Genomic DNA, 12,062 nt, shown 5'->3' on the forward strand with positions numbered 1-12,062 from the left:
AGAATGATAATCAATATAACTAATAGACAGAACGATTTAAACATATATATAGTACAAAACTTTCAAAATAGGAGTGAGCAGGTTAATGGATCATAGAGAACTATTCGATGTGACAATAATTGGCGGCGGACCAGCAGGACTGTATTCTGCTTTTTATAGTGGATTAAGAGAAATGAAAACAAAAATTATAGAATTCTTGCCACAGTTAGGCGGAAAGCTGCACTTATATCCTGAAAAAATGATCTGGGATGTTGGTGGCATCACTCCAATGCCAGGTGAGAGGTTAAGAGAGCAGCTAGTACAGCAAGGACTGACCTTTAAGCCTGAGGTAGTAACGAATACGAAGATTCACTCCATTTCAAAAGATAAGGAAGGAATTTTCTTATTAGAAACGGATTCAGGACAAATTCATTACTCCAAAACGGTTATTGTAGCAGTAGGAAGCGGAATAGTCACTCCACAAAAACTAAAAATAGAAGGTGCCGAAAGGTTTGAAGTCTCCAATCTAAACTATACGGTGAAATCTTTAATGCACTTTAGAGATAAAGTGGTCGTTCTTTCTGGTGGCGGAAACTCAGCAGTGGACTGGGCACTTGAACTAGAGCCAATTGCAAAAAAAGTGTATTTAACATGTAGAAAAGATACACTTGCTGGTCACGAGGCAAAAGCAAGAGAATTGTTAGAAAGCAATGTTGAATGTTTATTCCATACTTCTATTACTAAACTGATTGCTAACGAAAACCATAATCGTATTGATTCAGTTGAATTAACGAATACAAAGTCAGAAGATGTAACCACTGTAAAAGTGGATGAAGTAGTTATTAATCATGGATATGAAATGGATTCTTCCTTATTAAAAAGTAGTAAATTAAAAATTGACATGCTTGAAGATTTTTACATAGCAGGTAATGTTAATAGTGAGACATCTGTGCCAGGTATATTTGCGGCTGGGGATATTCTAAAGCATGAAGGAAAAGTTCATTTAATTGCAGGGGCTTTCCAAGATGCAGCGAATGCAGTCAATAAAGCTAAATTATATATCCAGCCGGAAGCAAGCAACAGTGCCATGGTATCCTCCCATAATGAACTATTTGAAGAAAAGAATAAAGAATTAATTAAAAACATGATTCATTGCGACGACTGTTCAGTGATGAAAGTACGTGCATAAACTTTATTTTTAAGTGGTTTTAAAAAAAGAGTTATTGGAGAAGGAGATTTGCTTTTCCAATAACTCTTTTTTGTAATATAGATAGGGAATAGGCTGAAAAACATGTGAGTTTGGCTGAAAAATCGAAAGTTTGGCTGAAAACCGAAAAATTTAACTGAAAAGAAGATTGAAGTAATCCGATAAAACGAAAATCCTGCTGAAATCAAGTTAGTTATAGTCGAACTATTCAAGTTTGCGCTAGCCCCAGTTACAAATCATTCAGTTGAGACAGTCATCATTAATGCATTTATCGGTACTTCTGCTGTTTCAAGAGTATAAACAATATTTCCTTCTTCCCATCTCACAGTAATTTCTACTTCCTCTGCATTCTCTGGATAGTTTACTTCTATTCTTCCGTTCTCATTAGGAACAGGGAGCGCATTCTCTTCCAAATAATCTACCATTTTTCTGGCGATATCAGCGGTATCTAATTCATCAGCAGAGATCGATTTAATTTGCAGGACCCAACGTCCTTCTTTCCAAACCAAATACGAACTTCCAGCTGCTCCTTCTTTCATTCCCGTAATTTGATAGCCTAAGTCTACTTTCATATCATCTGGTATAGAGTCTAAGGAAACCTCTGGGAAAAGTTCCTTTTGTTGGCTAGAATCATCGAATGTCTCTGCCTTAAACGTTGCAATCATGTTCTCATTAGTAACTAACGATTCATCATTGATCGTGACTGGTTCTTGTGTTTGATAAAAGGAAATAGAATATTCATCTGTTTCATTTTTATTAATTTTGGCACCTATATATTCAGTATCTGTTATGGGGAATTTGGTTGGCAATTTAGATTCTTCCATTTTTAGCATAGACCGGATTTCTGTCAATTGTTCATTGGTTGAGGAAGGATTGGGTTCCACAGTCGTTTGATTTCCTTCTGCACTAGCTTGTCCATCCGCATTTTCTTCCTGTGCAGGTGAATTAGCTTGACTTGCTTGACTCTCTGTTGACTCATTGGAGCAGCCACTTATGATAAGCGAAAAAGTGAAGAGTAAAAAGAATAGAATATTTTTCATCCATAGAACTCCTTTCTAAGTCTTATTATTAGATTTATTCCCTATAAAAAGAAAAAAATGAGTTTTATTAAAATCTTTATAAAAAATAATGTTTGGCATTGGAATAAGAAAGAGTTGATGGGGGGAAGTCACAAAAAAAGAAAAACAAACACATACAAATTTCCCTAACCCAATCACTGCACCAATAAAAGGGCAATCTTCTTTAAATACGCTACATAATTCTGATAAAATGTTTAAAAGATATTATATAAGACAGGAGATATAAAGAATGAAGCCTTTCACGAAAAGGGTGGTCAACATTATTTGTGCTATTCCAAAGGGAAAAGTAATGACATATGGGCAAATTGCGAAGATTGCTGGCAGTCCAAGGGCCGCAAGACAAGTAGTTAGAGTTCTTCATACCTTATCGGAGAAATATCAACTTCCCTGGCACAGAGTGCTTAATAGTAAAGGATGCATTGGATTAACAGGTGAACATGGTCAGCTTCAAAGAAGGATATTAGAAGAAGAGGGAATGATATTTCAGCAAAATGGATCGATAAATTTAATAGAGTATGGTTATGAGCCACTACATCTAATAGAAGAAATGGAATAAAGAGGCTGGGACAAATCTAAATAACTAATCTTTAAAGACGAACAATCTCTAATTTAGCTCTTAAATAAAGCTACTTTTTCATATTAGTTATTTATGGTTTCAAATATATTCAAGTGTAAAAACTAAGTAGTTCCATTGCGCTACAGACTGTCGCTTTCCGCGGGGAGGAAGCTGAGCCTCCTCGCTGCGCTGCGGGGTCTCAGCCTTTCCTCTATTTCCCGCAGGAGTCGACCGTCCTCCGCTCCATTTCACTTCATTTTTAAACCTTTTTCTAAAATATAAATACGAACGATCATGTAAACTTACCGCATAATCGTTCGTATTTATTGTTAGCTGAAATGTTTATGTCCCAGCCTCTCTAACTTAATTTAAAGCAGAGTTCATTGTTTGTTTAAGTACTTCCACAGAGTGGTTAAATTGTTCTGCTTCTTTTTCATTTAGTTTTAGTTCAAGAACCTCACGGATTCCTTGACGATTAATAATAGCAGGAACACCAATATAGATATCTTTATGGCCATACTCTCCATCTAGGTATGCAGATACTGGTAAAATAGAATTTTCATTTCCAAGAATCGCTTTGGTAATACGGACAAGGGACATTCCGATTCCATAATAAGTCGCACCTTTACGCTCAATAATATGATAAGCAGCATCGCGGACATTAATGAAAAGTTCATCTAGGTCTTTTTGAGAGTATTGATCATTTTTAGCTAGCTTTGTATCAATGCTTTCTAATCCAATGGTTGTACTACTCCATACTGGTAGCTCTGTATCTCCATGCTCACCGATAATAGCAGCATGAATGTTGCGTGTATCTACATCGAAATACTCCCCTAGCATATAACGGAAACGGGCAGAATCTAATGTAGTCCCAGAACCGATTACTCGCTCTTTAGGAAGACCAGACTCTTTCCAAACGACATAAGTAAGAATATCAACTGGGTTTGTGGCAATTAAATAAATGCCATCAAATCCGCTAGCAGTAATTTCTTTCACAATGCTTTTGAAGATGCTTGTGTTTTTGGCAACTAAATCTAAACGAGTTTCTCCTGGCTTTTGAGGTAGACCTGCAGTGATAACAATTAAATCAGCATCTCCACAGTCAGAATAGTCGCCTGCCCATACTTTCGTTGGAGCCGGGGCAAATGGGATCCCATGATTTAAATCCATTGCTTCCCCTTCTGCTCTTTTTTTGTTTACATCAATTAAAACAAGTTCTTCTGTAACACCTTGGTTAATTAATGAATAAGCATAGCTACATCCTACAGCACCTGTACCAATTAAAACGACACGATTTATATTTTGTTGTTTCATCTTTTGCAACTCCCTTTTTCAAATTTAATAGATTAATAGTATTTAAAGCTATTTCATTACAAATGGAGAACAAGATTCGTTAAACAATTACTTTGTAGCTACTTTTCTCCATAGTATCTTATAAATCTTTCTTTTGTAAAATGTTATTACTGTTTATATAGTGATTATATACTTAAATTATGTGAAAAACATCACATGAATATGTCTATTTTGTGAAAGTTCTTCAATAATAGGAATTCCCAGCCACATATTAGAAGTTACTTTAAAAATATACCCTTTTAACAAATGAGGTAAGCAGAATAATTAAAAAAGAATGAAGGGAAAATGATTGACAAAAATTAGAGGTTTTAGGTAATGTATTAAGTAATTGAATAGGAAAATCCACTGGGGGAGCCTTTTTGGCTGAGACAAGAATACTTGGACCCTTTGAACCTGATCTAGTTCATACTAGCGTAGGAAAGTGGAGTCGGCCTAGAATAATACTGTTATTTTATTCATGATAAAGCCACTCCATTTTTTGGAGTGGCTTTTTAGCATTGCAAAGTTGCTCCATGTTTTCCTTTTCATTAAAAATCTTAATGTAGGTCTTCTAGGACCAAAAGAAGGAGGAAATCAAGTGAGTTTTTCACAAGAATTACGCAAGCAAGCTGAACCAATCTTTCAGGCAATTTTTGAACATCCATTTGTTCAAGGGATTGGCAAGGGGGATTTAAAGAAAGAACAGCTCATTCATTATGTGAAACAAGACTTTGAATATTTAAATGCCTTTATGAAGATTTACGGATTGGCGATTTCAAAAAGCACGAACAGAAAGGATATAGAGCTATTTAATAACCAAATTTCCTTTGTGCTACATAGTGAAACACATCCGCATAATAATTTTTGTGAAGTAGCAGGTGTTAAATACGAGGACCTACAAGGGTTTCCGGTAGCTCCTTCTGCTCACCATTATATCCGACATATGCTAACGGTTGCCCATCAAGGCGGCATAGCGGATATTATAGCAGCTCTTTTGCCTTGTCCATGGACTTATGTAGAAATCGGGAAAAGGCTTTTAGAAAAGGTAAATCCAGATAGTACCCATCCTTTTTATGACTGGATCCATTTCTATGGTGATGGTCCTATGACTGTCACAACACCTCTTTGTCAGCGATTAGATGAACTTGCTGAAACGCTTAATGAAGAACAGAAAGGCAAGCTAATGGAGTATTTTCTATTAAGCTGTCAACTAGAATATAAGTTTTGGGATATGGCTTATCATCTAGAAGAGTGGCCAGTGAAAACCTTTGAGGTGATTGTATGAACTGGAAAATTAAAGAGGTAGTCTTATTAGTTGTAATTGCCGTAGCATGTGGGGTTCTTTATATGGGATGGTCCACTTTATGGCTCCCAATTTCCGCACTTGTCGGGCCAGTTGGAGCTAACTTTATGTTCGGAATATGGGTTATTGCGAGTCCAATCGTTGCCTATATTATACAGAAACCAGGTGCGGCCTTAATAGCAGAAGTAGTTGCAGCATCAGTAGAGCTTTTAATTGGCAGCCATTTTGGTTTATCCGCATTATTAATAGGCGTATTTCAAGGAATTGGAGCGGAAATAGCTTTTGCAGTCTTCCGCTATAAAAAATACCATGTTTCAGTCTTAATGCTGTCAGGGGCACTCGCAGCTTGTGGAAGCATGTTATATAGCATTATTGCGAATGGTTTTTCCTATTATACGACGACGACACTCATTCTAACCTTTATTATACAGGTAATTAGTGGTCTTCTTTTAGGAGGATTATTAGCCAAAGCAATTGTGGAGGGGCTTGGTAAAACAGGTGTCCTGAATGGATATGCTATTTGTAGATCGAATCGGAAGAAGGAGAATAATGATGAGTTCATTGTTAGGATGTAATCATCTATCTGTGCGCTTTTTTGAGGACAAGGAGCCTGTCCTCAAAAAAGTTACACTGCATATTAATCAAGGAGAAAAGGTATTAATTCTCGGTCCGAGTGGCAGTGGGAAATCTACTATTATATCTGTTTTAGCTGGCATTATTCCGGAACATATAGAAGCCTATGTGTCAGGAGAAGTAATTAGAAGGAAAAGGGCAGGTGTCCTTTTCCAAAATCCTGATACACAGTTTTGTATGCAACATGTAGATGAAGAAATTGCCTTTAGTTTGGAAAATAGAAAAGTGCCTAGGGAACAAATGGATGGGATAATCTTTGAGGTGCTTGAAACAGTAGGATTAATGATAGAGCCACATACCCCTATTGCAAACCTTTCAGGAGGAATGAAGCAACGGTTAGCGCTAGCTTGTCTATTAGCATTAGAGCCAGAAGTACTCTTTTTGGATGAACCCACTGCGCAGCTTGATCCTTCTGGCAGAAAAGAAGTTTTTGAAGTGATAAAAAATACAGCAGCTAGAACTGGTCAAACGATGGTGATGGTCGAACATGTTTTAGATGGATGTATAGAATGGATGGATCGTGTTATTCTCTTGAATAAAAATGGGCAGATAATTGCTGATGGGAAACCTGAAATGGTCCTTAGACAGTACAAAGAGGAGATGCGAGAAGCTGGAATTTGGATTCCCCAAGTCTACCCTTGTAAGTGGGAGGAATTCATTCAAAATGAAAGTCATCCAAGGAGATTAGAACTAATCAATAAGTATGAAAGCCAAAATGGCATAGAAAAGTCTGGAGGGCTTGACGATCCGCTTCTTGAAGTGAAGCATTTAGAAGCTGCTTATAATAAAGAAACCATTCTAGAAAACATAGATTTAACCGTGAATAAAGGAGAATGGATTGCGGTAATTGGGAACAATGGGGCAGGTAAAAGTACTTTCTTAAAGATCCTTGCTCATTTGAAAAAGAGCAAAAAGGGAGATATTCACTTTCATGGAAAGGCTTTGAAAAAGTGGAGAGAAAGAGACTTATATCAGCACTTAGGCTTTGTATTCCAAAATCCGGAGCTTCAATTTATTAATCAAACGGTCTTTGATGAAATTTCGTTTTCTGGTATGCAGTATCAATGGAAGGAAGCGGATATTAATCAGCGAACTATAGAGCTTTTGAAGGAATTTGGTTTAGAGCCATTTCAAAATCAGCATCCTTTTAGCCTTAGCTTTGGACAGAAAAGAAGATTGAGTGTAGCGACCATGCTGTTATTAGATCAAGATATTCTTTTATTAGATGAACCTACCTTTGGGCAAGATGCGAAATCTTCTCATGATTTATTACAGGTTCTTGAAAAAAGAAAGAAGGAAGGAACTTCTATTATAATGGTTACACATGATATGGATATTGTCGATCAATATGCAGATAAGGTTGTAGTCCTACATCAGAAGAATATTGCTTTTTCTGACCATCCATATCTTCTTTTTTCCAATCAAGAGCTTTGTAAAGAGCTAGCTGTTGTACCTCCTCTTCATTATCAATTAATCGCAGATTTAAAGGAGGCTGGAGACAATCAAAAGCAACGAGTCTTACCTATCACATCTTAATCCAGCGATAAAATTAATGACACATATTTTGTTAATGGTTATCTTAATGACGATTCAAAGCGCATTTTCTACATTAGCAATCTGGATATATGTGATGTTACTTGGTTTAATGCTAGGAGGATGGAAGGGGAAATTTCTTGTTAAAGTGCTTCTTCCTTATTCCGTCTTTTTTGTACTTACATTTTGGATGTTGGCAGCATTTGGAAAAGGAGAAACAGTTGTTTGGAAGTGGGCATGGTTTCAAGTAACAGAAGAAAGTATAAGAAGTGGCTTCCTTATTTCTATGCGCATGCTTGCCTTCGTTACAATTGGCCTGCTTTTTACTACAACGACTAATTTATATGAATTAATGATGAGTCTTATCCATCAATGGAAATTGTCTCCGAAATGGGCATATGGAATGCTGGCAGGATTTCGCTGTATTCCCATGTTTCAATCTGATTTAGCACAATTGAAAGAAGCACATCGGGTTCGAGGGTATAAACATAGCGGAACATGGAAAGCCTTCTTCCGTTATGCGGTTCCTTTGTTGACACAAGCTATACGTCGTTCAGAGCAAATGGCAATGGCGATGGAGGTAAGAGGATTTACAGGGGAAAGGGATCGAACGTATTTTCAAAAAACGTTTATCACTTTATATGATTATCTTTATATTAGTGTGATGTTAATTGTGGGAATTTCTCTGGCACTATTACTGTGAGTTATAAATAAGCAGATCTATACATTTATTTATTACAATAGCATTTTATCTTTTTGTAGGGAATAAATTGTAGAGGTCTGTTTTTTTTTGCGCACTAGTTTCCTATCTTTTTCTGTTTCAAAATATTTATTTTTTATTATATTGACACCTCCTGTATATACAACTATAATGAAAACGTAATCAAAAACTTGTATATACAGGTTTTAGGTATGCAATAGGAATTATAAATGATTGATAAATACATGGGAGAAAAGGAAAAAAGGAGGAAAGAATGATGGGGAAATACACAGAACAGGCAAAAGAACTTCTTGAACACGTTGGTGGAAGCGAAAACATTTCTGTTGTGACACATTGTGCAACAAGAATGCGCTTTGTTTTAAACGATTCATCTAAGGCTGATATAGACAGCATTGAAAAAATAAAGCTTGTAAAGGGAACATTTACGCAAGCAGGGCAGTTTCAGGTCATTATCGGAAATGAAGTCTCATCTTTTTACAATGAATTTATTGCTATTGCAGGAGTGAGTGATACATCAAAGGATGAGGCAAAAGTAGCGGCAAAACAAAACATGAACTTTCTGCAAAGAATGATAGCCCATTTAGCGGATATTTTTACCCCTCTAATCCCAGCTATCGTAGTTGGGGGATTAATTCTTGGTTTCCGAAACGTAATTGGAGAAATCAAATTAGTAGAAGACGGAACAAAAACTTTAGTAGAGGTTTCACAATTTTGGGCGGGAACAAATAGTTTCTTATGGTTAATAGGGGAAGCAATATTTCACTTCCTGCCTGTAGGGATTACGTGGGCAGTGGCAAGAAAAATGGGAGCTACTCCAATTCTTGGGATTGTATTAGGGATTACATTAGTATCCCCGCAATTATTAAATGCTTATTCGGTAGCTTCTGCAGAAGAAATTCCATTTTGGGATTTTGGTTTTGCTCAAGTTGACATGATTGGTTATCAAGCGCAAGTGATTCCAGCTATTTTAGCGGGTTTATTACTTTCTTTCCTAGAGTTACGTTTGCGTAAAATAGTGCCAAATGCCATTTCGATGATTGTTGTACCATTCTTTGCATTAGTGCCTACTGTTTTAATTGCCCATACCGTACTAGGTCCAATCGGATGGAAGATAGGTTCAGTCATTTCAGATGTTGTATACTCTGGATTAACCTCTACTTTAGGCTGGTTATTTGCAGCAGTATTTGGTTTTGCTTATGCACCACTTGTCATTACAGGATTACATCATATGACGAATGCAATTGATTTACAATTAATGAGTGAATTTGGTGGAACAAATCTATGGCCAATGATTGCATTATCCAATATTGCACAAGGATCAGCGGTACTTGCGATGATTTATTTAAATAGAAAAGACGAAGAAGAAAAACAAGTATCCATTCCAGCAACAATCTCTTGTTACTTAGGAGTAACAGAGCCTGCCATGTTTGGTATAAACTTAAAATACGGCTTCCCATTTCTAGCCGCAATGATTGGGTCTTTATTTGCCGCCATTATCTCTGTTGGATCAGGTGTAATGGCAAACTCTATTGGAGTAGGTGGAATACCAGGATTTCTATCAATTCAACCGAAATATATGGTTACCTTCGCAATCGCGATGGTTGTTGCAATTGTAATACCAATTATTCTAACAATCATTTTCTCTAAACTTAATATGGGGAAAGTTTCGTTAAAAAGAGTAAAAGGATAAACCTTTATTAATAAGAGCCAAAATTATTCCCTTAAAGAGGAATAGTTTTGGTTTTTTGTTTTCAAGTGAAAGTGGATGCTCTCTGCGCCTGTTAGTAGGAAAAGAAAGACGAAAAGGTAACAGAGAGCCCGTCTCTGAGCCCGAAAACAGGAAAAGAAAGACGAAAAGGTAACAGAGAGCCCGTCTCTGAGCCCGAAAACAGGAAAAGAAAGGCGGAAAGGTAACAGAGAGCCCGTCTCTGAGCCCGAAAACAGGAAAAGAAAGGCGGAAAGGTAACAGAGAGCCCGTCTCTGAGCCCGAAAACAGGAAAAGAAAGGCGAAAAGGTAACAGAGAGCCCGTCTCTGAGCCCGAAAACAGGAAAAGAAAGACGAAAAGGTAACAGAGAGCCCGTCTCTGAGCCCGAAAACAGGAAAAGAAAGACGAAAAGGTAACAGAGAGCCCGTCTCTGAGCCAGAAAGTAGGAAAAGAAAGCCGTGGAAGTAACAGAAAAAGGAACCCCATCCAATCACCACTAATCCCAAATAACGGTTAAACCATAGAAAATACGCATTTTTACGTATATTTACCCAACATTAACGGAATCTATGCATTGATGTGTTTGCGTGTTACATTCTGTTATCGGTAACACTGAGAAAGCGATTGCATTAAAACGTTTTCAAATTTACAATGAGAATGTGAGATAAACAAGGAGGGAAAATTTCATGAAAAGTTATAAAAAACTATTAATGTCAGGAGTAGCATTACTTACTGCATTCGCTTTAACCGCTTGCGGCAATGATACAAAAGATAGTTCAAAAGGCGAATCTACTGACGGAAAACAAACATTAACCGTGTCAGTTGATGGCGATGGGTATAAAGAATATATTGAAAGCATTAAAGGTGATTTCGAATCTGAAAATAATGCAGAAGTAAAAGTAGTAGTAATGGCAATGACAGATCAAGCAGATGCTTTAGCATTAGATGGTCCTGCCGGAACTGGTCCAGATGTATTTATCGCTCCTTATGACCGTGTTGGTTCAATGGGTAGCCAAGGTCATTTAGCTGAAGTGACAACACAGCCAGAAGGAATTACAGATACAGAATCAAAGCTAGTAACGTTTGAAGGAAAACAATATGGTACACCATTTGTTATCGAAACTTTAGTAGGTTTTTATAATAAAGATTTAATTAGCGAAATGCCAAAAGATTTCTCAGAGGTAGAAGCATTAACAAAAGACAGCAAATATGCATTCGCATCTGAGTCAGGCAAGAACACTGCATTCTTAGCAAAATGGACAGACTTCTATTTTAGCTATGGATTAGTTGCTGGATATGGTGGATATGCATTTGGAAGCGAAGGAACAGATCCAACTGATATCGGTTTAAATAATGAAGGTACAATTGATGCGATTAAGTATGCAAAAACTTGGTATGATCAATGGCCAAAAGGTATGCAAGATGTAACTGGTTCTGGTGACTTTATTACAGAAATGTTTACTACAGGGAAAACAGCTGTAATTATTGATGGTCCTTGGATGGCATCTACTTATAAAGATGCTGGTGTAAACTATGGTGTTGGTGCAATTCCTACATTACCAAATGGTGAAAAATTCGCTGCATTTGGTGGAGGAAAAGCTTGGGTAGCTTCTTCATATGCTCAAAATCCAGAATTAGCTGCTAAATGGTTAGAGTATGTTGGTAATGCTGATAATTCAACAAAATTCTTTGAAGCAACAAACGAAATACCTGCAAACACAATCGCACGTGAAGCAGTTCCAGCAGATAACGAATTAGCACAGGCTGTTATTGCAAACTTTGAAAACGCTTCTCCAATGCCTAATATTCAACAAATGGCTGAAGTGTGGGACGGCGGACAATATCTAATGTTTGATGCAGTTTCTGGTGCAAAAACACCTGAACAATCTGCAGAAGATACAGTGAAAAATATTAAAGAATCAATTGAACAAAAATACAAATAAGTTATGAAAAGAGGAAGGTGGCATTTAGCTCCCTTCGGTGGAAATTTCTAATTATCATAGCAGATAATTA

General features: G+C 36.9%; 10 protein-coding genes and 1 riboswitch. Of the genes, 8 read left to right on the top strand and 2 right to left on the bottom strand.

The window, feature by feature from the left end; genetic code table 11:
- Nucleotides 1-85: 85 nt before the first annotated feature.
- Nucleotides 86-1,168, top strand: coding sequence for an NAD(P)/FAD-dependent oxidoreductase (locus QQZ16_RS20810; protein ID WP_284561739.1), 1,083 nt, complete (start codon nucleotides 86-88; stop codon nucleotides 1,166-1,168).
- Nucleotides 1,169-1,422: 254 nt separating this feature from the next.
- On the opposite strand, the gene QQZ16_RS20815 is transcribed toward QQZ16_RS20810, so the two are convergent.
- Entirely contained in the window at nucleotides 1,423-2,226 is an 804-nt protein-coding gene (locus QQZ16_RS20815) for a hypothetical protein (protein ID WP_284561740.1), read from the bottom strand.
- 268 nt (nucleotides 2,227-2,494) lie between these two features.
- On the opposite strand from QQZ16_RS20815, the gene QQZ16_RS20820 reads away from it, so the two are divergent.
- On the top strand, nucleotides 2,495-2,821 hold the full coding sequence (locus QQZ16_RS20820) for an MGMT family protein (protein WP_284561741.1): 327 nt from the start codon (nucleotides 2,495-2,497) through the stop codon (nucleotides 2,819-2,821).
- A 363-nt stretch (nucleotides 2,822-3,184) separates the two neighbouring features.
- Here QQZ16_RS20820 and QQZ16_RS20825 read toward each other — a convergent pair whose 3' ends face one another.
- Nucleotides 3,185-4,135 (bottom strand): L-lactate dehydrogenase, encoded by a 951-nt coding sequence (locus QQZ16_RS20825; RefSeq protein ID WP_031540178.1) that lies wholly within the window; start codon nucleotides 4,133-4,135, stop codon nucleotides 3,185-3,187.
- Between the two features lie 376 nt (nucleotides 4,136-4,511).
- Nucleotides 4,512-4,611: riboswitch (TPP riboswitch) on the top strand.
- 140 nt (nucleotides 4,612-4,751) lie between these two features.
- Between QQZ16_RS20825 and tenA the strand changes: the two genes are divergently transcribed.
- The 6 genes from tenA to QQZ16_RS20855 all read left to right on the top strand — a co-directional run bounded on the left by tenA (nucleotide 4,752) and on the right by QQZ16_RS20855 (nucleotide 11,992).
- On the top strand, nucleotides 4,752-5,438 hold the full coding sequence (gene tenA / locus QQZ16_RS20830; RefSeq protein ID WP_031540179.1) for a thiaminase II: 687 nt from the start codon (nucleotides 4,752-4,754) through the stop codon (nucleotides 5,436-5,438).
- Nucleotides 5,435-6,031 carry an ECF transporter S component gene (locus QQZ16_RS20835; RefSeq protein ID WP_031540180.1) on the top strand — a complete coding sequence of 199 codons (597 nt, stop codon included), beginning with the start codon at nucleotides 5,435-5,437 and terminating at the stop codon, nucleotides 6,029-6,031. The genes tenA and QQZ16_RS20835 overlap by 4 nt, the downstream gene beginning before the upstream one ends.
- Entirely contained in the window at nucleotides 6,009-7,625 is a 1,617-nt protein-coding gene (locus QQZ16_RS20840; protein ID WP_035416772.1) for an ABC transporter ATP-binding protein, read from the top strand. Before QQZ16_RS20835 ends, QQZ16_RS20840 begins: the two co-directional genes overlap by 23 nt.
- Nucleotides 7,591-8,325, top strand: a complete 735-nt coding sequence (locus QQZ16_RS20845) for an energy-coupling factor transporter transmembrane component T family protein (RefSeq protein ID WP_031540182.1) — start codon at nucleotides 7,591-7,593, stop codon at nucleotides 8,323-8,325. Before QQZ16_RS20840 ends, QQZ16_RS20845 begins: the two co-directional genes overlap by 35 nt.
- A gap of 274 nt (nucleotides 8,326-8,599) precedes the next feature.
- Nucleotides 8,600-10,033 (top strand): PTS system trehalose-specific EIIBC component, encoded by a 1,434-nt coding sequence (treP, locus tag QQZ16_RS20850; RefSeq protein WP_048718075.1) that lies wholly within the window; start codon nucleotides 8,600-8,602, stop codon nucleotides 10,031-10,033.
- A 702-nt stretch (nucleotides 10,034-10,735) separates the two neighbouring features.
- The gene (locus tag QQZ16_RS20855; protein WP_284561742.1) at nucleotides 10,736-11,992 is read left to right on the top strand and encodes an extracellular solute-binding protein; all 1,257 of its coding nucleotides are present in this window, start codon (nucleotides 10,736-10,738) and stop codon (nucleotides 11,990-11,992) included.
- Nucleotides 11,993-12,062 lie beyond the last annotated feature (70 nt).

Origin of the sequence: Bacillus sp. T2.9-1 (genome assembly GCF_950097965.1) — a bacterium.
In the GTDB taxonomy this organism is placed as follows: domain Bacteria; phylum Bacillota; class Bacilli; order Bacillales; family Cytobacillaceae; genus Niallia; species Niallia hominis.

Bases quoted from the DNA above. Each gene is read 5' to 3' on its own strand.
- QQZ16_RS20820 (WP_284561741.1), top strand. From the start codon at position 2,495: ATGAAGCCTTTCACGAAAAGGGTGGTCAACATTATTTGTGCTATTCCA.
- QQZ16_RS20815 (WP_284561740.1), bottom strand. From the start codon at position 2,226: ATGAAAAATATTCTATTCTTTTTACTCTTCACTTTTTCGCTTATCATA.
- QQZ16_RS20840 (WP_035416772.1), top strand. From the start codon at position 6,009: ATGAGTTCATTGTTAGGATGTAATCATCTATCTGTGCGCTTTTTTGAG.
- QQZ16_RS20825 (WP_031540178.1), bottom strand. From the start codon at position 4,135: ATGAAACAACAAAATATAAATCGTGTCGTTTTAATTGGTACAGGTGCT.
- QQZ16_RS20835 (WP_031540180.1), top strand. From the start codon at position 5,435: ATGAACTGGAAAATTAAAGAGGTAGTCTTATTAGTTGTAATTGCCGTA.
- treP (WP_048718075.1), top strand. From the start codon at position 8,600: ATGGGGAAATACACAGAACAGGCAAAAGAACTTCTTGAACACGTTGGT.
- QQZ16_RS20810 (WP_284561739.1), top strand. From the start codon at position 86: ATGGATCATAGAGAACTATTCGATGTGACAATAATTGGCGGCGGACCA.
- QQZ16_RS20855 (WP_284561742.1), top strand. From the start codon at position 10,736: ATGAAAAGTTATAAAAAACTATTAATGTCAGGAGTAGCATTACTTACT.